The sequence below is a fragment of the Crateriforma conspicua genome (genome assembly GCF_007752935.1).
GTDB lineage: Bacteria > Planctomycetota > Planctomycetia > Pirellulales > Pirellulaceae > Crateriforma > Crateriforma conspicua.
The window spans coordinates 5,567,015-5,589,370 of record NZ_CP036319.1 but is presented as its reverse complement, the minus strand read 5'-3'; the positions used below and the strand labels follow the sequence as shown (position 1 = coordinate 5,589,370).

General features: G+C 59.0%; 19 protein-coding genes. 16 read left to right on the top strand and 3 right to left on the bottom strand.

Translation table 11 applies throughout. The annotated features are described in order from the left end of the window. The first annotated feature begins 373 nt into the window (after positions 1–373). From Mal65_RS20415 to Mal65_RS20400, 4 genes are all read left to right on the top strand, one after another. The gene (locus Mal65_RS20415; RefSeq protein WP_145301893.1) at positions 374–3,184 is read left to right on the top strand and encodes a flagellin; all 2,811 of its coding nucleotides are present in this window, start codon (positions 374–376) and stop codon (positions 3,182–3,184) included. A 298-nt stretch (positions 3,185–3,482) separates the two neighbouring features. Beyond that, positions 3,483–6,236 carry a flagellar filament capping protein FliD gene (gene fliD / locus Mal65_RS20410; protein ID WP_145301890.1) on the top strand — a complete coding sequence of 918 codons (2,754 nt, stop codon included), beginning with the start codon at positions 3,483–3,485 and terminating at the stop codon, positions 6,234–6,236. A 73-nt stretch (positions 6,237–6,309) separates the two neighbouring features. Beyond that, positions 6,310–6,759 carry a flagellar protein FliS gene (locus tag Mal65_RS20405; RefSeq protein WP_145301887.1) on the top strand — a complete coding sequence of 150 codons (450 nt, stop codon included), beginning with the start codon at positions 6,310–6,312 and terminating at the stop codon, positions 6,757–6,759. 130 nt (positions 6,760–6,889) lie between these two features. Further along, entirely contained in the window at positions 6,890–7,837 is a 948-nt protein-coding gene (locus Mal65_RS20400; protein WP_196784330.1) for a hypothetical protein, read from the top strand. Positions 7,838–7,895: 58 nt separating this feature from the next. On the opposite strand, the gene metF is transcribed toward Mal65_RS20400, so the two are convergent. After that, entirely contained in the window at positions 7,896–8,765 is an 870-nt protein-coding gene (metF, locus tag Mal65_RS20395; RefSeq protein ID WP_145301884.1) for a methylenetetrahydrofolate reductase [NAD(P)H], read from the bottom strand. A gap of 200 nt (positions 8,766–8,965) precedes the next feature. Further along, positions 8,966–9,799 carry a phytanoyl-CoA dioxygenase family protein gene (locus Mal65_RS20390; protein WP_145301881.1) on the bottom strand — a complete coding sequence of 278 codons (834 nt, stop codon included), beginning with the start codon at positions 9,797–9,799 and terminating at the stop codon, positions 8,966–8,968. Between the two features lie 420 nt (positions 9,800–10,219). On the opposite strand from Mal65_RS20390, the gene Mal65_RS20385 reads away from it, so the two are divergent. Beyond that, entirely contained in the window at positions 10,220–10,768 is a 549-nt protein-coding gene (locus Mal65_RS20385) for a HEAT repeat domain-containing protein (protein ID WP_145301878.1), read from the top strand. 218 nt (positions 10,769–10,986) lie between these two features. Beyond that, a complete protein-coding gene (locus Mal65_RS20380; protein WP_174820192.1) occupies positions 10,987–12,147 on the top strand; it encodes an endonuclease/exonuclease/phosphatase family protein in 1,161 nt (386 codons plus the stop codon). A 34-nt stretch (positions 12,148–12,181) separates the two neighbouring features. Here the strand turns inward: Mal65_RS20380 and Mal65_RS20375 are convergent, their stop codons facing one another. Continuing rightward, the gene (locus tag Mal65_RS20375) at positions 12,182–13,405 is read right to left on the bottom strand and encodes a DUF4912 domain-containing protein (protein WP_145301875.1); all 1,224 of its coding nucleotides are present in this window, start codon (positions 13,403–13,405) and stop codon (positions 12,182–12,184) included. A 466-nt stretch (positions 13,406–13,871) separates the two neighbouring features. Between Mal65_RS20375 and Mal65_RS20370 the strand changes: the two genes are divergently transcribed. The 10 genes from Mal65_RS20370 (at position 13,872) to atpD (ending at position 22,353) form a co-directional block, all read left to right on the top strand. Continuing rightward, positions 13,872–14,264, top strand: coding sequence for an AtpZ/AtpI family protein (locus Mal65_RS20370; protein WP_145301872.1), 393 nt, complete (start codon positions 13,872–13,874; stop codon positions 14,262–14,264). Further along, complete coding sequence (locus Mal65_RS20365; RefSeq protein WP_165701416.1) at positions 14,261–14,755, top strand: hypothetical protein; 495 nt, start codon at positions 14,261–14,263, stop codon at positions 14,753–14,755. Before Mal65_RS20370 ends, Mal65_RS20365 begins: the two co-directional genes overlap by 4 nt. Positions 14,756–14,777: 22 nt before the next feature. Next, the gene (gene atpB, locus Mal65_RS20360; protein ID WP_145301867.1) at positions 14,778–15,800 is read left to right on the top strand and encodes a F0F1 ATP synthase subunit A; all 1,023 of its coding nucleotides are present in this window, start codon (positions 14,778–14,780) and stop codon (positions 15,798–15,800) included. A 57-nt stretch (positions 15,801–15,857) separates the two neighbouring features. After that, on the top strand, positions 15,858–16,106 hold the full coding sequence (atpE, locus tag Mal65_RS20355) for an ATP synthase F0 subunit C (RefSeq protein ID WP_145301864.1): 249 nt from the start codon (positions 15,858–15,860) through the stop codon (positions 16,104–16,106). Positions 16,107–16,229: 123 nt separating this feature from the next. Further along, positions 16,230–16,982 (top strand): F0F1 ATP synthase subunit B, encoded by a 753-nt coding sequence (atpF, locus tag Mal65_RS20350; RefSeq protein ID WP_231131190.1) that lies wholly within the window; start codon positions 16,230–16,232, stop codon positions 16,980–16,982. A 140-nt stretch (positions 16,983–17,122) separates the two neighbouring features. Continuing rightward, positions 17,123–17,794: an ATP synthase F1 subunit delta gene (gene atpH, locus Mal65_RS20345; protein ID WP_145301861.1), complete on the top strand. Its 672-nt coding sequence runs from the start codon at positions 17,123–17,125 to the stop codon at positions 17,792–17,794. A gap of 55 nt (positions 17,795–17,849) precedes the next feature. Beyond that, entirely contained in the window at positions 17,850–19,370 is a 1,521-nt protein-coding gene (gene atpA / locus Mal65_RS20340; RefSeq protein WP_145301858.1) for a F0F1 ATP synthase subunit alpha, read from the top strand. 40 nt (positions 19,371–19,410) lie between these two features. Further along, on the top strand, positions 19,411–19,899 hold the full coding sequence (locus tag Mal65_RS20335; RefSeq protein ID WP_145301855.1) for a DUF4870 domain-containing protein: 489 nt from the start codon (positions 19,411–19,413) through the stop codon (positions 19,897–19,899). 7 nt (positions 19,900–19,906) lie between these two features. Beyond that, entirely contained in the window at positions 19,907–20,788 is an 882-nt protein-coding gene (atpG, locus tag Mal65_RS20330; protein ID WP_145301852.1) for an ATP synthase F1 subunit gamma, read from the top strand. A 116-nt stretch (positions 20,789–20,904) separates the two neighbouring features. Further along, positions 20,905–22,353, top strand: a complete 1,449-nt coding sequence (gene atpD / locus Mal65_RS20325) for a F0F1 ATP synthase subunit beta (protein ID WP_174820191.1) — start codon at positions 20,905–20,907, stop codon at positions 22,351–22,353. The last annotated feature ends 3 nt before the right edge of the window (positions 22,354–22,356 follow it).

The following is a 22,356-nucleotide window of genomic DNA, read 5'->3' as shown; positions in this document are numbered from 1 at the left end:
CGAAACCCGACTTTCGGGGCATCGGCCGGCCACCGGAAAGCCGCGAAACGCCTCGTCGAATCAGTTCGACGGGGCGTTTCTTCGTTTTGAACAGGGACATCGGCTCAGGTCGGAGGCCCGAGAATGTCAAAGCTTAACGGTCGTTTCGAATAATGCAGGCACCGGGTCGACAGTCGTCCAGATTCGGCGGCTGTTCGGCCAGATTTATGCGGAAGGAATTCCGATACCGAGTGTGACGCAAACAGATTTCCCGATCGGTGACGTGAGTTTCACGCCGCTCCGGTTCGGAATGTTTTCCGGTCTTCGCGTGGCCGGGCCACGCGGTCGGAAGAGACTGCGATTCATTAGTCTCACTTGATATGGAAGTCCCGCCATGACACGGATTAACACCAACGTTCCTTCGCTTGTCGCCCAGAACCGGCTGCAAACGAGTAACCGGGATTTGCAGACCAGCCTGACGCGGCTGAGCACCGGCTTACGCATCAACAGCGGATCGGACGATCCGGCCGGTTTGATTGCCAGTGAAGCCCTGCGGAGCGAAATCACCAGCCTGGGCAAAGCCGTCAGCAACACGCAACGAGCCAGCCAGATCATCAGCACCGCCGACAGCGCCCTTGGTGAAGTCAGCAGCTTGTTGAACGACATCCGCGGTCTGGTCGTCGAAGCGGCCAACAGTGGTGCCTTGAGCCCTGACGAAATCGCTGCGAACCAGTTGCAGATTGACAGTTCGCTGGAAGCGATCAACCGGATCGCCCAAACGACCACCTTCCAAGGCCGCCGGCTGCTGGACGGCAGCTTGGACTTCGTGACCCAGGGTGGATCGAACTTCGGCACGATCACCGATTTACAAATCGATCAAGCCAACTTGGGCGCGTTGGGTGCGATCGATGTCGATATCGAAGTCATTGCGGCGGCGACCAAGGCGGAAGTCAGCACGACCGGGATCCCGGCGTCAACCACTGCCGCTTACTCCACCGGCACGATTAACTTCAGCGCCCCATCGGCCGATGCCGAAGCGGCCGGTACCGTGAACTTTGCCAATTCGTTCACCGTTGGCGCCGAAGCCACCGGGACGATCAACTTCGACGATGCGTTCACGCCCAATGCCGAAGCCGGCGGTACGTTGACGCTGGGCAGCGGCGTGACGTTGGACATCGATGCGGTCGACGGCGGCCTGGCCGACGGTTTGAAGGGCGACAGCACGATCATCGAAGTCGTCACGCAAGTCGGCGGTGATTCGTCGGCCAGCTATGACGCCGACAGCGACACACTGACGTTGACCTTGGTCGAAGGCGATGATGCCGCGGCAATCGTGACGGACCTGACCGGCGACCCGAACTTCACCGTCGCAGCCAACGGCGGTACCTCGGGTACGATCGCCGCGGGCGATGCGGGCACGTACACCGGCCAATTGACCGGCGGTTCGAACACGACCAGCGGCACGACGGGCTTTGACCTGACGGCCGTCAACGGTGGTGCGGCCGACGGTGCCAAGGGGAACGACACGGAGATCGTGTTGACCAGTGGTGCGACGACCGGTGCAGTTTACGACGCCGATAACGACCTGTTGACCGTGACGGTTGCCGACGGTGACACGATCGCCGACATTGCCGCGGCGATCAACAATGACGTTGGTGACGTGTTCATCGCATCGAACACCGTCAATGGTGACTATGAGTATGACGCTGTCGACAACACGGCACCGGGCAGCCCGCTGACGGCTCAACTGGCCAGCGGCACCGACCCGACGTTGGCATCGTCATTCGACATCGAAGCGGTCAACGGTGGTGACGCCGACGGCACCGCGGGCAACGGCGTGACGTTGAACCTGACCAGCGGTGACACGACCGAAGCGGTTTACGACGCCGAAAACGACGTGATCAACGTCACGGTGGCCGATGGTGCGACGACAGCTGACATTGCCGCCGCGATCGACAACGAAGGCACGTTCATTACACGGAACGTGCAAAACGGCACGGCCTTGTTCGCCACGGCGGATTTGGGTGCGAACGACCCCAGCCTGACCGGTGGTACCGACGCGACGGCCGATGACGTGATCACGGTCACGGCGGACGATGCCAGTGCCGACAGCGATGGTGTTTCGATCACGCTGAACTCGGACAACTCCTTGGACGCCGGCACCGCAATCGCATCGCTGGATACCGACGGCAACATCGTCGTCGCGGTCAGCAGCAACGGTCCGGTCAACGTCGGCGCGATCTCGCAAGCGATCGACGATTTGGAAGGCTTCAGCGCCGAACTGACCGCCACCGATGGCGACGGCAGTTATGACATTGTCAACGACACCCCGGCGACCACGACCGATCTGACCGGCGGCGTTTTCGGCGGCGGACTGAACGCCGACTTGGTGGTTCAGTTGACCGGTTCGTTGGGTTCGGAAGTCTTCCAGTTTGATAAGGGAGCTTCGCTGGACGACGTGATCCAGTCGATCAACTTGGTTTCCGATTCGACCGGCATTCAAGCCGAAGACGACGGCGGTTCGCTGAAGTTGACCAGCACCTCGTACGGCTCCGAATCGCTGATCGACATCGAAGTCATCGAAGAGGGCGAAGGCGGAACGTTTGAAAGCGGTTTGACCGCGTCGCGGGCCAACGGAAAAGACATCCGCGCCACGGTCAACGGAACGTCCGCCACCGGCGACGGCAACACGTTGTCGATCAACACCAGCACGCTGGACTTGACCGTGACGGTCGAAGAAGGCAGCGACACCGACGTGTCCTTCAGCATCACCAGTGGCGGTGCCCTGTTCCAACTGGGCCCCGATGTGACCAGCAATCAGCAAGCCCGCATGGGGATCGGCAGCGTCAGCACCAGCCAACTGGGCGGTGCCAGCGGCCGGCTGTACGAATTGGCCAGCGGCCAGGACAAGAGCCTGACCAATGACATCAACGGCGCCGCACGCGTCATCGATGACGTCATCAATAAGGTCACCGGGCTGCGTGGGCGGTTGGGTGCGTTCCAGGCAACGACGCTGGACAGCAACATGGTCAGCCTGAACGAAACCATGGCCAACTTGAAGGAAGCGGAAAGTTCGATCCGGGACGCCGACTTTGCTCAAGAATCGGCAAACCTGACGCGAGCCCAAATCTTGGTCCAATCCGGTACCAACGTGCTGGGGATCGCCAACCAAAACCCGCAAAACGTCCTGTCGCTGTTGGGATAAGCCGATAATCAACGCTGACCGACCGCCGCCATGGCCTTGGGCATCCGGCGGTTCGGTCCGGCATCGGCCACGAAATGTCCGACAAACCGCGTTTTTTCGTGGTTTCAGCGCCGATCGGCAAGCTAAGTTTCGGACGGGGTTAAAAGCAGATCATCCGCACGGGTGGTCAGGCGGCCGGTTCGGTCGCATCGATCCGATCAGACTGAATTGGTGAATGCTTTGGCCCGAGTTTGACGATGACAAGGATTGAATCGATTCGATCGATCCTGATTTTCACCGCTTGGGCGTTCGTGTTGCCATGGGCCGTATTCAATCTTCTGTCGGTTTGGTTACCGGTACCGATATTTTGGGTACCGTTGATCAGCTGATGCAGATCAGCGCCCAGCCGCGCGATCGGTTGTCGGCGCAAACCGAATCCTTGCGGCAAGAACAGTCGGCGGTCAATTCGCTGATGGCCATGGTGATCGGCGTCCAGTTGGCCGGAAACGGACTGGGCAGCGAAGCGCTGTATCACAGCAAATCGGCCAGTTCCAGCAACAAAGACGTGCTTTCAGCCACCGCGGGCGAAAACGTCGAAACGGGCGACTACAGCGTCCGCACGCTGGCCACCGCTGCGACCCACAGCGTTTCATCACGGCGGCGATTTGATTCCGCCGAAGAAGCATTGGGCTTTGAAGGAAAGCTGACCGTTGCACCGGAGGGTTTTTTGGACCAGTCCGCCAGCCTTGCGGATCTGAACGGCGGGCGCGGGGTCGAAGCGGGAACCATTCGTATCACCGACCGCAGCGGCGCATCGGCGGAAATCGATCTTTCCGATGCACGCACCGTGGATGACGTGATCACCGCCATTAACGACGCTGACGTCGACGTAAGGGCGACCACGGTGGGCGGTGCCTTTCGTCTGATCGACGAAACCGGACAATCGGCGTCCAATCTGATCGTCGAACAACTCGGCAGCGACGAAACCGCCGCCGATCTTGGACTGTGGGGCGTCAATGAAGCCTCCGATTCGATTACCGGCGCCGCACTGGAACTTCCCGACGGCGTGCAAACGCTACGCGGGGTCGCGTTGGACGAATTGGCCGGCGGTGCAGGCCTGGACAGCCTGACGACGCTGGACATCACGTTGTCGGACGGTTCGTCCGCGTCGGTGGATTTGTCGTCGGCGACTTCCACCAGCGAAGTGATCGACTTGATCGACGCCGCGGGATTGGACTTGATCGTTGGACTGAATGATGCGCGAAACGGATTACGTATTCGTGACGTGTCGGGCGGTTCGGGCAACCTGCAAATCGATTCGGCCGACGACACCGCATCGGCTTTGGGCCTGCAGGCCGACACGACCGACGACATCGTCGTCGGTACCAATTTGAATCGTCAATTGGTCACGGCCGATACAAAGTTGGAAGACATGAACGGTGGTGCCGGTATCGGGCTGAGTGGTTTCACCATCAAAGACAGCGCCGGGGTAACCGGGGCGATCAACTTGAAAGCCGACCAGATCAGCACGATCGGCGAATTGGTCGACGCGATCAACGATTCATCCGCCGACGTCACCGCGTCGATCAACGAAGCAGGCGATGGCATCCAGGTCATCGACAACGCGGGCGGCGAAGAAGCACTGACAATCACCGATGGCGGATCGGGAACCGCGGCGGCCGACCTGGGCATCGCGGGAACCGCAACGGAGCAGACGATCGGCGGTCAAACCGTGTCGGCGTTGGTGGGAACGCAAGCCGATGTTATCGAAGTCACCGCCGAAGACACACTGACGTCGATCGCCGAAAAAATCAACAACGGGCGATACGCCACCGCCGGCATCCGACAGAACGACGACGGAAGCTTTTCGCTTTCGGTTCGCAGCCAAACCGCGGGGGAAAGTGGCCAGCTGGCGATCAACACCAGCGGTTTTAGTTTGGACTTGGACACCACGTCGATCGGCCAAGACGCGTTGATCGGTGTGACCGACGCTGACGGCAGCGAACGTTTTTACACGTCAACCGACGGCGTGTTCGAAATCGGCGATGCGGGATCCACCGGATCGGTCTTGGGATCGTTGACGGCGCTCAGCGATCTGGGCATCACCAACGGAAGCTTGAAAATCCAGGATTCCACCGGTGCCACGGGGGCGGTCAACATCACGACCGAAGGCATCACCAGCGTTGGCGCATTGGTGGATCGGATCAATGCCTTGGACATCGGCGTCACGGCGTCGATCAAGGAAGACGGTTCGGGCGTTCAAATCATCGACAACGCCGGCGGCGACGAAGACTTGGTCATCGAAGACGTGGGCAATGGCATTGTCGCATCAACCTTGGGATTTGCGGGAACGGGCGAAACGCAAACCATCGACGGTGTCGAAGTCTTGGCCGTCACCCCTGAGGAGTCCGACAGCAGCGATTCCAGCGGCGGGTTAGTGTTGACCGTCAAAGAATTGTCCGACGAAGCCATCAAAGTCACCGTCGGCGACAATCCCGACGCGGCGGTCAATGCGGTCAAGCGACTGGTCACGCAATACAACACGTTGGTCGATGAAGTCGGCAAGCTGAGTTATTTCGACAGTGAAACCGACGAAGTCGGGCTGTTGTTCGGCAGCAGCGAAGTCTTGCGAATCGAAACCGGATACAGCCGGCTGATTTCCGGCCAGATTCGCGGTGCCGGTGACATTCAATCTTTGGGCCAAGTCGGCTTGCGATTGGATAGCGAAGGCAAACTGCAGTTCGACGAAAGCAAGTTCAAAGACACACTGTCCGAACAACGCGAATCGGTGGTCGATTTCTTCACCACCGACGACACCGGTTTGGTTGCACGTATGGACAGCCTGGGGGAACGCTTGGCCGGCGATTCCAGCAGCCTGTTGCTGACACGAACCCAAACGTTGACGACCCAGATCGAACGGAACGACCAGCGGGTGGAGTATTACAACGCACGTCTGGAAACCGAACGCGAACAATTGTTGTTGCAATTCATCGGTATGGAAGAAGCGATCGCCAAGTTGCAAGGCAACATCAGCGCGATCGAAAGCATCCAACCGATCGAGATCCCGGAATAGGCCGTCTTGAAAGACGACGTCGATCCTTGATCCGACCGCTTATCGCCAATCACTCGAAGGGAGTTGAGAATCTATGAACGAAGCCACCAAGCAGGGAAGCGGACAGTACCTGGAATCTGCGGTCATCAATGCCCCGCCGGCAAAATTGCGGCTGATGCTGATCGAAAAAGCTGTCCAAGTGGCCGATCGCCTGTCGCGACGCTGGCGGCACGAAGACACGCCTGCGGTTTGCGAAGATTCGATCTGGTTGTTGGACTTGTTGAATGAGTTGCTGTCCGGCGTGACGGACAAGGATACCGAGTTGGGCAAACAGGTTTCCGACCTGTACGTCTTTCTGTGCAAACACCTGATCGCCGCCGAAGAAACGCGGGACGCCGGTGCCATCGATGAGATCCGTTTGGTTCTGGAAGTCGAAGCGGAAACGTGGCGGCTGTGTTGTGCCCGCCAGCTGGCCGGCGAACAACCGACCACCGAGACCCCCGTGCCCGACGCCGGTTTGACCGGTCTGGACCTGTGCGGCTGAACCAAGCCGACGGTCATTGCATCGGCGGCGAAACCGTCGCCAAGGTTTGCCGGGCTTGAGCGAACGCTAGGATAGAAGGGGTTCGGCGAACCCGAATCGGATCCCCATCATCACGCCCCCCGGTAATGCCATGCGTCTGCTGTTCGCTTTTTTGTTCGCCCTGTTTCTGGTTTTCGCCGACCGGGTGCGTTCTTTCGCCCAAGCGGTTGCCGAACGACCCGCCGCGGCCGAGAAAGATACGGCGGAAACCAAACAAGCGGATTCGTCCGACGCGACCGCGACGGACCAGGTTCCGCTGTACGTCCGCATCGCCAAGAGCGACGACCAACGCCCCAAAGCTCTGCAGACCGCGATAGTCCGCTACCGGGGTAAGAAGGGCACGGAGTTCGAAGGCAAGGTGGTGGATTTGGTCGGCGTGGTCCACATCGGCCAGCGTGAATACTACACAAAACTAAACGGTCTTTTGGCCAAGTACGACAAGGTCTTGTACGAACTGGTCGCTCCCGACGGCACGCGGATTCGGCCGGAAGATCTGAAGCGTCGCCGGTCGCTGTTGGCGTCGATGCAGACCGGCATGAAATCCATGCTGAATCTGGAGTATCAGCTGGAGTTGATCGATTACATGGCGGACAACTTTCGTCACGCCGACATGTCACCCGATGAATTTGTCGAAGACTTGGAACGACGCGGCGACAGTTTGCCGAAAATGGTGGCCCGCATGATGGGTGCGGGACTGGCGTCGTCGACGCAAACCGGCGGCGATGCGGGGTTGCTGATGGCTTTGTTCAGCAAGGACCGCAGCAAGATGATGAAACAGACGATGGCGCGACAATTGATCGACATCGAATCGGTCACCGCCGGCATCGATGATGCCAACGGTGAAAACACGTTGATCAAAGGACGCAATGCCAAAGCGTTCGAGATCTTGCGTGAAGAATTGAAGGGCGACAACGCAAAGATCGCTGTCTTCTATGGTGCCGGGCACCTGCCCGACATGGCCGAGCGTCTGGAAGAAAACTTCGACATGAAACGTCGAAAAACGCAGTGGTTGGACGCCTGGGATTTGACGCGAAACTAGGTCGTGTCGTGACACCGGGGCAATTGGTGGTCTCGCTCGCCCCGCGGTCGACGTCGACCTAAACGGCGAATGACAAACCCTGCAGCAACCGTTCGGCTGCTTCGGTCTTGTTCAGCACGTAGTAGTGAATGCCGGGCACACCGTTTTCCATCAGGTCGATGGTTTGACGGCGTGCATGTTCGACACCGATTTCAAATTCTTCGTCGGCGTTCTGGCACTTGGCAAAGGCGTCTTCCAACGATGCGGGGATCGCCGATTTGCACATCGTCGCGATCCGCTTGGCTTGAGCGAAATTGGTGACCGGCAAGATGCCCGGGACGATCGGAACCGTGATCCCGGCGCGGTCGCAGTCATCGCGGAAACGATAAAAGTCGGCGTTGTCGTAAAACAATTGGGTGACCACGACATCGGCCCCCGCGTCGACCTTACGCTTCAGATTCGTCAGATCGGTTTGGGCATCGGGGGCTTCCTGGTGCACTTCCGGATAACCGGCGACCAGGATGCCGAAGTGATTGAAACGCTCGCGGATCAGTTCCACCAATTCGTTGGCGTACTGCAGCCCGCCTTCGGTTTGCACAAACCTATCGCTGCCCTGCGGCGGGTCTCCACGCAAAGCGACGATGTAATCGACACCCGCGTCGGTCGCTTGCTGTAGAAAATCACACAACTGTGGCACGGTCGCCCCGACACAAGTCAGATGGCTGGCCACGGGCAGATTCGTCCGCGATTTCACCTGGCGCAGAACGTCCAGGGTCATGCCCTGGGATGATCCGCCGGCCCCGTAAGTGCAGGTCATGAACTTGGGGCCAAAATCGGTCAAGCGATCGACGTTTTGGCAAAGCTTGTCCAGCCCGGCGGTAGTCTTGGGCGGGAACAATTCGAAGGAAATCGTGCAGTCGGCGGACTGGTAGGCGCTGGTTAGCTTCATAGCGAAGAAGGGTTGACGGGACGGACGGTTTGCCTGTTCCGATGACCGTCAACCGGACTCAGTCCGTCACCGCGAGCCTTCATTCTAATCCTTTTTGTCGATCCGCCAACCGAAACCGTCGGGGACGATCCGAAGACAGCCGAGCCGGAAAAGGCCAATCACCGAAGAAATTCCCCAGCGGAAAGATGGCCGGCGAAAAATCACTCGGCCGGGCGCGAGGCACCGGGCCACAGTTCGGGATCCGCCTTGCCACGAACCGGCACGCCCTTGGCCTGCCAGCCCAGATAAGCGGTCACATCGGCGGGACAATACCGCAGGGTCAGCCCGCAGCGTCGGCGACCGCTGTTATTGGGGGCCGACCCGTGCAACAGCAAATCGCTGTGGATGCTGATCTGGCCGGCGTTCAGGGGCGTGTGCATCCGCGTTCCGTACTGTTCGGGATTTTCGACGGTCTGGTCCAGAACGTTGCCCGACCCCGCGTCGCTGGTTTCAAAATCGATCAAGCCATTGGTGTGGGAACCGGCGAAGATTTCCATGCCGCCATTTTCCAAGTCCGCATCGTCGATGGCCAGCCACACCGTGACGGCCTTGGTGGGCGTCAAAGGCCAGTAACTGCAGTCCTGGTGCCAATCGACTCGTTTGCCGTCACCGGGCATTTTGCAAAAAAAGTGGGCACCCCAACCGATCACGTCTTGGCCCAACAAGTCCGAAACGTAGTCGACGATGCGGTGGTCTCGCAGCATGTCGTACACACGAGCGTGTTTCAGATGCGCGCTGCTGATCGAATAGCTGTCTTTGCCTTCGGCCAAGGTCTTTTGCAGCAAATCGTCAAAGAACTTACGGATGTCGGTGATTTCGGCTTCGTCATACACGTCCAGCGGCCCCAGGAACCCGGTCTCGTTCCAGCGTTTGATGTCGTCGGTGCGTAACCGTTTCGGCGCGGTCGTCTGGCTGGGAAAAAACTGGATGGTGCGGTCGACCGTTCCGATCGAATCGCGGTCGGGAATGATGGCGAAATCGGTGGGCTGTTGCATGACTGTTTCGATCCGTAGCACGTGGGGAAAGGTCGATATTCCATTCGAATCAGGCCGATGCCGCCGACCGAGATCCGCTGGCGAACGGGCGATGTTCGGATCGCCAACGCGGCCCAGTTTCATCGCCGTCAACAAGCCGCCAACTCGATCGGGGGTGCGACCCGAAATTCTCTATCACTCAATTCTAACGCAACCAGAATGGTCGCCGTCTGAATCGAGGCCATCGGATTCGGGCGGCCGGTCGCCAGTGTATCCGCGTCGGTATGCAGCGTCGGTTCGATCTTGCGTCGCACTTTGGCGATTTGCTAACGCACCCAAGTGACGAATTTGGTTCGGCGATTGTCGCCGTGCCGATCCCGAATGGCCGCGACGGATTCGAACATCCGATCCCACCAAAGGTGAAACCCAAGGACGCCAGTCATGTCCACCAGCGAACATGAAGCAGTTTTAAACCAAGACCTGTTTAGCGACGATACGGTCCGTTTGATGGCCGTTTTGCGTGCAATCACTCTGATCGACGAAGTGTCAATGTCTCGATTGGATTTGCCCTGTGCGTCGCGGCTGGTGGAATTGAACGGGCACAGTGCGGAAATGGTCCGAGTCGGATCGGCCGAGGCCCTGGAATGCGGGCTGCCCGTGCACGCCGATGAAGTGCCACGATTGTGCGAGTTATTGGCCGATCAACAGCACGGCGATGTCAGCTATTGGGCGGCCACGTTGCTGGGGCGTTGTGGTGCCGCCGGCGGACTGGGCTGTCATTGGGCCGAAGCGATCATGGCGCTGGAAAGCTGCCTGACCGATTCCCATTTTTTGCCGACACGCGAACGCGCCGCTTGGGCGCTCGGCCGCATCGGACAAAAAGCGGCCGGGGCGATGCCGGTGTTGCGAAACATTGCCGAAGATGCACCGCCGCGTTTGCGTCGTCTTGCCATCGAGGCGCTGGAATCCATCCGCGGTTTCGCTGCCTAGCGGCCGATTGATTTTCGGATCGTCGTCTTTCGCTTTGCGAATACAGCGTTTCAGCACGCGAGGACTACGAAGCAAAAGACGGCTCTGAATCAGCGCTGGTTCCGCAATTCAACGGGCAGCTAGACGACACCCCATCCCGCCCCCGGGGCGACCGGTGGGTCTGACACGACGATTCGGCGACAGGATGTTGCCGCGAAACCCCGCTGCAAGGAAGCGACGTGGGATTGCTATTCAATAAGAAGCGGCGTCGCCGCAGCAAAAGCCGCAGCCTGCTGGGGTCACTGCCGCTGGTCCGTTGGATCGGTCCTGGTCTGACCGGTGGTGGCATCTTGGCGACGATGCTGGGTGCATTCACCGGCCAAATTGATCTGCCGTCGCTGGACAAGTATCGGGGCGAATCGCCGCCGATCGAAATGCGGCCGATCAGTCTAAGACAACTGGGGGAAAAGTCCGCGGAAACCATCCGTGTGGCAACGTTCAACATCCAGGTCTTTGCCGAAGCCAAGTCCAACAATCGCACCGTGATGCAGCAGATCGCGGGCATCGTCGCCAACTTTGACGTCGTCGCGATTCAGGAAGTCAAAAGCAAAGGCGTCGCGCTGGACCGGCTGATGGAGATTCTGAACCAGGACGTTCCCCGCGGCGGTCGGCCTCACTATCAAGCGGTGATGAGCCAACCCCTGGGCCGCACCAATCAAAAGGAACACTACGCGTTCGTCTGGGACGACCGCCGAATCGCGTTGGTGCCCGACAGCCAGTACGTCGTCCAAGACGGCGAGCCCAACAGCGAATCGGATTTCCTGCATCGCGAACCCATGGTCGCCTCGTTTCAGGTTCGACCATTACCGAATCAGACCCGGCAACCGTTTCGGTTCACGATGATCAACATGCACACCGATCCGGATGAGGTTCGTGGGGATTCCCGCACCAATGAAATGAACGTTCTGGATGATGTGTTCAATAACATCCGCAGCTGGGAATACAGCCAGCACGGCGAAGATGATTACATGCTGGTCGGGGACCTGAACGTGGACGTCCCGAATCTGGGCGAAATGGGGCAGATCCCGGGGATCGCAAGCCTGGCCGGTGGTCTGACGACCAATACCGCACGCAACAAAACGTACGATCACATCTTGATCGACCGCTATACGATGCAGGAATTCATTCCGGGGCGAGCCGGTGTGGTCGACTTCGTCAACGACTTGGGCATCACCAGCGAACAAGCCAAGGCGATCAGTGATCACTTGCCGGTGTTCGCAGAATTCAGTGCTTTTGAGATTCCACCGCCCTCGCCCGATCAATCCACGACCAACGTGGCGTTACGGGGCGCTGCGGAGACCAGTGGCGGGAACAGAGCCGCAAATCGTCTGCGGCGTTGATGCTGCTGCGGTTTGAAACGCTTGGCCGACCCGATCAGATCTTGTCTTCAAAGTCGACCGTTTCCATCGTCTTGGTGTTTCGTTCGACCGCGATCACGGTGGTGCGTTGACGGGATCCGTCACGGCTTTCAGCGGTCACCGGCAGAACTTGACGCTTATCGGGCATCTTCAGGCGGACGGTGAACGAGCCGTCGGCTTGCAGTTTGACGGGGTTGCCACCGATCATCACCGAAGCGGTCGGCGACGTGCTGCCGAAGACGATCATTTCGGCGTCGACCTTGAACGGCAACCGGTTTTCACGCAGGAGTGTGGGTTCGGCGGTCAGGCCGTTTTCGCCGCGTTGGGGCATGGTGCGTTGCAGCCGTTCTTCGAACATCTCCCGCAGGTCGCCACCGTCGGTGTCGTAGCCACCGCTCAGCGAATAGATCCGCTCGTAATCTTCGGCGATGTCCGACCAGTGTTCGTCCAGTCGTTCGCATTCGCCCGGCTTGGGGGTTTCAACGATGTTGCTGCGGCACAGTGAGAAGAATTCGCCGTTGTCGGCCAGATAACCGACCATCACGCGGAAACGCGACGGCGGTTCGTCGACGTCGATGTACCACGTGTTCACGCCGCCGTGGATTTGGATGTCGCGTTCGATGCTCTCGGCACGGTTGGATGACACGTCTCCGACGGTCAGCAAACGCAGGGTTGGGACCGCGGTGTGCCAGCGTTCGGCCAAGGCGGATTGAGCACGCTGGACGCTGGCGCGGGTGATTTCCCAGCTGGCCTGCAGCCAGAAAGCGTCACGCACCAGCAGCACGACGCGATCTTGATGCGGTTCGTCGCCGCGGGTGCGTTGGGCACCGTTTTTCAGGGCGGCGCCGCCGACCAGGGTGCCGGTGGACAAGTCGCGGTTGCGTTGAACCGATTCACGTCGCTTGCGGATCTGAGCCCGAATTCTCGCGGTCTTGGGTGACACACGTGGCGGTTTCATTTCAGCCACACGCCCTTGGGTGCCCGTGCGACGTTTCTTGGAGGTCGATTTTACTTTGGTGGTGGTTGATTTCGTCCGGTTAGGAGCCATCGACTTGGCGGACCGCGACTCCGTCTTGGCTTTCGAAGCGTTTCCGCTGCGGCGAAGCGAGCGTTGCATCTTTTCGATCGCTGTGACCAGTTCGTGCTTCCGCATCCCGTGCCAACCGCTGATCCCGTAATTCTTCGCCAGATCGGCCAATTCACGTCGTGTCTGGGCTTTTAAGTCGGCTGTTGTGATCACGGCGTCGGTCTCCTGGATGTATACAACCGGCCCGCTGCAGGGGCGGCTGCCATGGCGGTTTGGATGTTCGTCGCAAGGTGGGCAGGGGCGACGAGAACGGCAGGATTTGAAGGAGGGAGGCTGGTCGACGACCCCTTTTAACGGGATAATCGATACCTGTGACATTATGCCAAGGGGAGATGGATTGGTCTAGGGTTGAGATGTTCAAAACCGCGATGGGAACTCCAGTTTCCCCGCTGGAGGGTTGCCCAGGCGGCATAAGTCGGACAGATTTTCCCCGTTTATTCATGTCATGCGGACCCTTTTGCCCCGTTGGGGTGGTGTCTGGTTTTGGTCGGTGCGGTCCGCCGCGATTTGTTCAAGAATGTCGTCAAGGGTGTCGTATGAGACTGCTACGCCGAAACTGCTGGGGCGGCAATTGTTGGGGCCCGGGGGGATCGTTCCGGAATTCCGGAAGGTGCCTGTGATGGGAATGTTTCTTTCGCCCGCGACTCGGCGTCTGGCCGGGGTCGGCGTGGAGCTGGCCGGTGGTGCCTTGGGGTTTGGTGCGATCGGCTACTTGGCGGATCGGTCGATCGGATGGCAGACGCCTTGGCTGGCTGTTGCCGGTGTGTTGTTGGGGTTTGCACTGGGGATGTATCGATTGATTCGTATGGCCAACGAAATCAGCCAGCGTTACGACCGGTCGGCGTCGGGAATCCGGGGGCGCGGTGACGGCCAAGGTTCCGGTTCGCCCACTGGGTCGGAATCTCCGGTGGATCGCACCGAAGCTGGAGGGGGCGATCGGCGCGGCGAGGCGACACACGACGGCGAGTCGGGGCAAGGCGGCCAGTCGGGGCAAGCAAGAGGTCCAGGGTGAAGGACCAGCGGCGGCCGCTGCGGCCATTCGAAACATCGTTGCGTTGGATGCTGATCGGCTGGGCCGTGATGTTGCCTGCTGCGGCGGTGCTGGCTTGGGCGGTGCCGGTTCTGGCGACCGGGCTTCCGGCGCGGCACTGGTTGGCGATGGCCATCAGCAGCCTGATCGTTGCGGTCGCCGCGGTGACTCCGGCGGTGGTGCGCGGGCGGCTGCGGGAGGCGGCCACGGCCGGTCAGGATGCCGGCGGCGGCGATGGTGAAGATGCCCTGGCCTATCAAGGTTTTGGGGCCGAGTTTGTTTTATCTGCTTTGCTACGGCTTGTTGGTACCGTTGTACTGTTTATGCTCTGCCGCTATCACATGGCTGCTTCGGATCGCATCACGGCCGCTTGGCTGTTGGCGTGGTACGTGTACCTCGTGACGCTCGAAGTCATCGGTCTGGCCCGGACCATCCCCAAGGCCGACCCTTCGCCGACCGATCGGTCGGATTGAACTGTCCAATTCTTACGCCGATATCCGCATGTTTCTGGCTGCCCACAGTCCGCTCGAACACGCCGTTCCACACGCCCTGCACAGCGAACCGCTGTTTCGTTTGCCCGCGTCGTTCATTGGTGAAGACGTGCCGGCATTGGGCATCCGCGACGGATACTATGAGTTCTTTATCACCAATCATTTGATGATGTCGGCGGTTGCCGGCCTGTTGGTGATTCTGACGTTTGCTTGGGTCGGTCGTCGTGTCGGGACCGGAACGGGCAAGGGCCTGGAGCGGTTTCAGACCAAGGGGCGGATCAGCCAGTTGTTCGAAACCATGTGTGCCTTCATCCGTGATGAAGTGGCCGCACCGAACCTGCACGGTCTGACCGATAAATACATTTACTACATCTGGTCGATCTTCTTCTTCATTCTGTTCGCCAATGTTCTGGGTGTGATCCCGTTCGGTGCGATGTTGCAGTTGATCACTGGTGATACGCACTACAGTCACTGGGGCGGCAGTGCGACGGGGAACTTGTCGCTGACCGGCGTGATGGCCGTGCTGTCGTTCATCGCGATCCTTTATATCGGGATCAAAGAAACCGGCGCCAAAGCGTTCTTCAATCACTTCAACCCGCTGGGCTGGGATCAAGGGGTGGCGATGCTGCCGATTTCCTTGCTGTTGTATGTCCTGGAATGGCTCAGTTTGTTGGTCAAGTGTTTTGTCTTGGCCATGCGGTTGTTCGGAACCATGATGGCCGGCCACTTGGTGCTGGCCGCCTTCATCGGGCTGATCTTCACGGCCAAGGAGGCCATCGGCGACGGCGGTGCGTGGGCGGTTTCGATTCCCGTGATGCTGGTCGCGACGGCGTTGACGCTGTTGGAGTTGTTCGTCTGTTTCTTGCAGGCCTTCATCTTCACGTTCTTGACGGTCCTGTTCATTGCGGCCACTGCGGTGCACGAGCACGACGACGAACTGGATCATGATCCGGATGCTTTGACGGATGCCGCGCAAATGGATCCCGACAAAATTTTTGACCCAGGCCGGCTCGGGCCGGCCGTTTAACCCTCAACCATCCTTTACAACCACCTTTGGTTTTCCTTTTGTTGGAGCTTTCTCTCGATGTTTGAATTGGCAACGTTGTTGGCACAAATCACCACCGATTACGGCCGCATGGGGATCGGCCTGGGAATCGGTCTGATCATCATTGGTGCCGGCTTGGGAATCGGCCGCATCGGCGGTTCGGCAGTCGACGCGATGGCGCGTCAGCCGGAAGCCGGCGGACGTATCCAAACCGCAATGATCATTGCAGCCGCTCTGATCGAAGGTGCGACCGTGATCGCATTGGTGTTCTCGCTGCTGGTCAGCTAGACGGCACCACCCCGGCGCGTGACGGCCGTTGGGATTTCCGCAGCTTGTTCGATGCACCGCATCGCCACTGTGGGGCTTTCGACTCCGGCGGTCACGGCAAGCTAGTTTCCCGTTCCCCTTTCGATGCTGAAAATCATGAGCGTGATTTCGATGCGCTTTCCCATGCTGTTGATGTTGGCCGTGCTGGCGATGTCGGCGGGTTCGTATGTCTCGGCCGCCGATGAACCGGAGGACGCCGTGGAGGTCGAATTGACTTCCGCCGATGGTTCCGACGCGGACGCCGCCGATCACGAGGACGGCCACGACGATCACGCCGGTGACGGCCATGCCGAAGGGGATCACCAGCACGATGGTGACGACGGACACGGCGACGAAGCGGAGGGCGGCTTGCTGTCGTTCGACTTCGGTTCGGCCATGTTCAACGTTTTGATCTTCCTGTTTGTGTTCTCCGTCTTGTCGGCGTTCGTCTGGCCCAACGTGTTGGGCGGCTTGCGGGCCCGTGAAGATAAGATTCGCAGTGATCTGCAGGCGGCCGAACAGGCCAATTCGGATGCCGCGAAGCTGTTGAAGGAATACCAGGTGAAGTTGGACGACGCGGCGCAACAGGTTCAATCGATGTTGGCCGAAGCCCGCAACGACGCCCAGGCCACCGGCCAGCGAATCGTCGACGAAGCCAAACAGGAAGCGTCACGCCAGCAAGAGCGTGCGGTCGCCGAAATCCAAACCGCCAAAAAGGTCGCGCTTTCGGAGATCGCCGGCCAGACGTCCGACTTGGCGATCAAGTTGGCCGGTTCGGTTGTCGGACGTGAATTGAACGAACAAGAACACTCCGAACTGATCCGACAGTCGCTCGATCGTCTGCCCAGTAATAACTAAGCCCACCCGGTCTCGGCCGCGGTGCAACCGTCATCCCTTCGCGTTCGTGTTCCGCATCGCGTCGGATCCATCAGCCGCGATCGGGTGTCTTTCCAGCGATCACGTCACTTAGCGAAACGTCAACCAGCGAACCTCATCAAGTGTCAGAAGCCACCGAATACCCAACCGTGCTTGACATCGGTGCCGAGCAACTGGGCAAGACCTACGCTCGTGCTCTGATGGCGGCCGCGCACAACCAGGGCGTCGCCGATGAAGTCCTGGGGCAGTTGGGCGAAATTGTCGATGAAGGTTTGTCAGCGAATCCTCGTTTGGCCGCTGCACTTGCTTCGCCTCGGGTCAGTGAATCGGAGAAAAACGCGGTCGTCGATCGTTTGTTCGCCGGTCAAATTCACCCCGTTTTGACAAACGCTTTGAAGGTCATGAACGCCCACGGCCGTCTGGGATACCTCAGGGCGGTGCGTGACGCGGCGACCGATATTCGTGACGAACAGCTGGGCCGGGTCGTCGCAGAGATTCGCACCGCGGTACCAATCACCGACGATTTACGCGAAGTTGTTTTGCGTCGGCTGGGTGAAACCCTGGGACGGCATGTTCGTTTGAACGAACGAATTGATACCGATTTGATCGGCGGCATGGTCGTCCGAGTCGGCGATACGGTGTTCGATTCATCGGTGGCCGGACGGTTGGCCAAGGTTCGTCAAAAGGTCCGCGACGGTTTCAGCCAGCAATTGCTGCGGCGGGCCGAAGCATTCGTGACCGCCGATGTCGGTTCGTCCGACGATACAGATTCCTCCGATGCGGCTGCTCAGTAGCAGCGTCCGAAACTCATTCATTCCATCTGGTTAGATTCATCCGGAATAACCTGCCGTGAAATTCAATAGCGACGAAATCGCATCGGTCTTGCAACAAGAGATCGAGCAGTTTGAAAGCAAGATCGACGTCCGCGAAGTCGGAACCGTGCTGGAAGTCGGCGACGGGATCGCCCGCGTTTACGGCTTGTCAGGCGTTATGGCCGGGGAAATGGTCGAATTTCCCAACGGTGCGATCGGCCTGGCGTTCAACCTGGAAGAAAATAGCGTCGGTGTGATCATCTTGGGTGATTACCTGACCATCGAAGAAGGCGACGAAGTCAAAGCCCTGGGCACCCTGCTGTCGGTTCCCGCCGGCGATGCGGTGGTCGGCCGCGTGCTGGACCCGTTGGGCAACCCGCTGGACGGCAAAGGCCCGGTGCAAACCGATGCGTCGCGACCGGTCGAAATCATCGCCACCGGTGTTGCCGAGCGTCAGCCGGTGACCGAGCCGATGCAAACCGGGATCAAGGCGATCGACGCGATGACCCCCATCGGACGTGGCCAACGGGAACTGATCATCGGTGACCGTAAAACGGGTAAGACGGCCATCGCCATCGACGCGATCCTGAACCAAAAGGGCAAGGACGTTAAGTGTTTCTACATCGCGATCGGCCAAAAGGACAGCTCCGTTGCTGGCGTGGTCGACATCTTGGAACGCTACGGTGCGATGGAATACACCACGGTGATTGCCGCCGGTGCCAGTAGCCCCGCCCCGCTGCAATACATCGCACCGTACGCCGGTACCGCGATGGCCGAACACTTCATGTTCAATGGCGGCCACTGCTTGGTTGTCTATGACGATTTGTCCAAGCAAGCCACGGCGTATCGTCAGATGAGTCTGTTGATGCGTCGTCCGCCGGGACGCGAAGCGTATCCCGGGGACGTGTTCTATTGCCACAGTCGCCTGCTGGAACGATCGGCCAAGCTGTCCGATGAATTGGGTGGCGGATCGATCACCAGCCTGCCGATCATCGAAACGCTGGAAGGCGAGGTTTCGGCTTACATTCCGACCAACGTGATTTCGATCACCGACGGCCAGATCTATGTGCAGCCCGACTTGTTCTTTTCCGGGGTTCGCCCGGCGATGAACGCGGGGATTTCGGTCTCACGCGTTGGTGGTGCCGCCCAGATCAAAGCGATGAAGAAGGTCGCCGGCGGATTGCGGTTGGACTTGGCCGCGTTCCGGGCTTTGGAAGCCTTTGCCCAGTTGGGCACCGACCTGGATGCCGCGACCCAAGCACAGCTGGACCGTGGGTACCGAATGGTCGAATTGCTGAAACAGCCCCAATACCAGCCTTTGCCCGTCGAAGAACAAGTGCTCAGCATTTTCGCCGGCACGCGAGGCCACCTGGACGAAGTCGAAATCAAGTCGGTCCAGCAGTGGGAACAAGACTTTCTGCAGTTCGCCAGGAACAAGCACCAACCGTTGCTGAACGACTTGGTCGAAAAGGGCGAATTGTCCGACGAGATTGTCGAGCGAATCGAATCGGCGATCAAAGAATTCAAGGCCGGCTATAAACCACCGGCTGCCACCTAAACGCCCCGGCGTTGACCGGGCCCATCAGGAGTGAAATCGTATGCAACCCAATGATCCGAATTCACCGCAAGGCCCCGGTTACGATCCCTATGCCAATCGCCCCGATTCGGGGCAATCCGACAACCCGTCGTATAAGACCCATTCCACGTCACCCGAACCGATTCCCCAAGTGGGAGCCCCGCCGACCAATGACGAAAAGAATCTAGCCCTGATCGCCCATTTGTCGGGCATCGCGGGAATCATCGCCGGTGGCTTGGTCGGATTTGTCGGACCGCTGGTGGTTTATCTGATCAAAAAAGACACGTCCCCGTATGTGGAGTCGCAAGCGAAAGAAGCGTTGAACTTCCAAATCACCCTGTTGATCCTGTCGGGGGCCTGCTTCGTGCTGACCCTGGCGACTTGCGGACTGGTTTGGCCGCTGATCTTTGTCCCGGTCATCCTGCAAGTCGTTTTCGGCATCCTGGCAACGTTGGCGGTGAAAGATGGACAGTTCTATCGATACCCCTTCAACCTCCGTTTGCTTCAATAAGTAATCCATGGCCAACGCTAGAGCACTCGATAAGCGACGTAAGTCGATCAAGAACATTCGCAAGATCACGCGAACGATGGAATTGATCGCTACGGCGCGATACAAAAAAGCGATGGATCGTGCGTCGGCGGCGACGGCCTATACGGATCAGATCACCAAGATCGTGCGACGTTTGGCCGCCGCGGGTTTGGAAGTCAGCCATCCGCTTTTGGAACCGCGTGACGAGATCAAAAACGCTCGCGTACTGGTGCTCTCCAGCAACCGGGGACTGTGCGGTGGTTACAACGCATCGATCCTGCGAACCGCGATGCCGCTGATTCGCAAACTGCGCGAAGACGTTCCCAACGTTGCGGTCGACGCAAGCGGTAAGCGAGGCGTCAATGGGCTGAAGTTCCGCGGGATGGCAACGGACCAGCAGTTTTATCAGTTCGAAGATCAACCGCCCTATGACGATGTCGAAACCATCGCCAACGGTTACTTGAACGACTACATCACAGGGAAATTGGATCGCTTGGATGTGGTGTACACCAAGTTCAACAGCACCAGTTCCCAGGTCGCCACCGTCGAACAGCTTCTGCCGCTCGGTTCACTGAGCGACGACGAAGAATCCACCGGGGATGAATCGGTGGCCGAATACGAATTCTTGCCATCGGCTGAAAGCATTTTGGAAGAAGTCGTCCCGACCAGTTTCAAGGTCAAGCTTTTCAAGTGTTTCTTGGACTCGGCGGTCAGCGAGCAGGTCGCCCGAATGGTCGCCATGAAGGGCGCCACCGAGAATGCCGGCGAAATGATCAAACAACTTTCCATGACCTACAACCGCGCCCGCCAAAGCCAAATCACCGGCGAGATCATGGAGATCATCGGCGGCGTCGAAGCTTTGGAAAATTGAAGCCTTGGAAAATCAACGGAGCAGCTGAATCGCAAAGCGGCCGTCAAACGATCGATCGCCCTGCCCCGCTCCGACACCCGTCCACCCGTTAACCTTTCAACCTTTGCCTCTGATCCATGTCCATCGCTACTGAACAGCAAGTGACCGGTAAAGTCACCCAAGTCATCGGATCCACCTTCGATGCGGAGTTTCCCGAAGGTCAGCTTCCGAAAATCTATAACGCCCTGAGCATCAAGAGCCAGCACAAGGGCGTTGACATCGACTTGGTCGGTGAAGTCCAACAGCACCTTGGCGGTGGCCGCGTGCGGGTGATCGCACTGGGCAGCACCGAAGGCATGATGCGGGGCATGGACGTGGTCGACACCGGGCAACCGGTTTCGGTGCCCGTTGGAAAGCAAACCTTGGGTCGCGTTTTCAACGTGCTGGGACGTCCGATCGACAAACGCGGCGACGTCCAGGCCGATGATTACTGGCCGATCCACCGCGAAGCCCCGCCGGTCAACGAACTTTCGACCAACACTGAATTGTTCGAAACCGGGATCAAGGTGGTCGACCTGCTGACCCCGTTCGTTCGCGGCGGTAAAGCCGGACTGTTCGGTGGTGCGGGATTGGGCAAGACGGTGATTTTGACCGAGTTGATTGCTCGGATTGCCAGCAGCCACGGTGGTTATTCGGTGTTCGCCGGTGTCGGTGAACGGACCCGCGAAGGCACCGACCTTTGGTTGGAAATGCAGGAGACCGAAATCGGTTCGACCGGCCGCAGCGTCATCGAACAAACCTGCATGGTGTTCGGTCAGATGAACGAGCCGCCGGGATCACGTCTTCGTGTCGCTCTGTCCGCACTGACGATGGCGGAATACTTCCGCGATACGACCGGCGCCGACACCCTGTTGTTCGTCGACAACATTTTCCGCTTCTCCCAAGCGGGTAGCGAAGTGTCCGCGTTGTTGGGACGGATGCCGTCGGCCGTGGGTTACCAACCGACCCTGGCGACCGAGATGGGTGCCCTGCAGGAACGCATCACATCGACCAAGAGCGGTGCGATCACATCGGTGCAAGCCGTTTATGTCCCCGCCGATGACCCGACCGACCCCGCGCCGGCCACCGCGTTCGGCCAGTTGGACGCGTTCATCTATCTGGAACGATCGATTTCGGAAAAGGGAATCTATCCCGCCATCGACCCGTTGGCATCCAACAGCCGGATCTTGGACCCGCAGTACGTCGGTGATCGTCACTACGCGATCGCTCGCCGCGTGCAAACGATTTTGCAACGCTATCGTGAACTGCAAGACATCATCGCCATCTTGGGTGTTGATGAATTGAGCGAAGAGGACAAGACGATCGTGCACCGCGCGCGTCGAATCGAACGTTTCTTGTCCCAGCCGTTCTTGGTCGCCGAAGTCTTCATCGGCAAGCCGGGTGAAATCACTTCGCTGGAAGACACGATCCGCAGCTTCGAAGAAATCTGCGACGGTAAATGGGACCACTTGCCCGAACAGGCCTTCATGTACGTCGGTCCGATCGAACAGGCCGAAGAACAGGCCAAGAAGATGGAGTCGAAGTAAACG

What these genes read in the sequence shown, in the direction of transcription:
- Mal65_RS20415 (WP_145301893.1), top strand. Translation starts at nt 374, where the DNA reads ATGACACGGATTAACACCAACGTTCCTTCGCTTGTCGCCCAGAACCGG.
- fliD (WP_145301890.1), top strand. Translation starts at nt 3,483, where the DNA reads ATGGGCCGTATTCAATCTTCTGTCGGTTTGGTTACCGGTACCGATATT.
- Mal65_RS20405 (WP_145301887.1), top strand. Translation starts at nt 6,310, where the DNA reads ATGAACGAAGCCACCAAGCAGGGAAGCGGACAGTACCTGGAATCTGCG.
- Mal65_RS20400 (WP_196784330.1), top strand. Translation starts at nt 6,890, where the DNA reads ATGCGTCTGCTGTTCGCTTTTTTGTTCGCCCTGTTTCTGGTTTTCGCC.
- metF (WP_145301884.1), bottom strand. Translation starts at nt 8,765, where the DNA reads ATGAAGCTAACCAGCGCCTACCAGTCCGCCGACTGCACGATTTCCTTC.
- Mal65_RS20390 (WP_145301881.1), bottom strand. Translation starts at nt 9,799, where the DNA reads ATGCAACAGCCCACCGATTTCGCCATCATTCCCGACCGCGATTCGATC.
- Mal65_RS20385 (WP_145301878.1), top strand. Translation starts at nt 10,220, where the DNA reads ATGTCCACCAGCGAACATGAAGCAGTTTTAAACCAAGACCTGTTTAGC.
- Mal65_RS20370 (WP_145301872.1), top strand. Translation starts at nt 13,872, where the DNA reads ATGGGAATGTTTCTTTCGCCCGCGACTCGGCGTCTGGCCGGGGTCGGC.
- atpE (WP_145301864.1), top strand. Translation starts at nt 15,858, where the DNA reads ATGTTTGAATTGGCAACGTTGTTGGCACAAATCACCACCGATTACGGC.
- atpF (WP_231131190.1), top strand. Translation starts at nt 16,230, where the DNA reads ATGCTGAAAATCATGAGCGTGATTTCGATGCGCTTTCCCATGCTGTTG.
- Mal65_RS20335 (WP_145301855.1), top strand. Translation starts at nt 19,411, where the DNA reads ATGCAACCCAATGATCCGAATTCACCGCAAGGCCCCGGTTACGATCCC.
- atpG (WP_145301852.1), top strand. Translation starts at nt 19,907, where the DNA reads ATGGCCAACGCTAGAGCACTCGATAAGCGACGTAAGTCGATCAAGAAC.
- atpD (WP_174820191.1), top strand. Translation starts at nt 20,905, where the DNA reads ATGTCCATCGCTACTGAACAGCAAGTGACCGGTAAAGTCACCCAAGTC.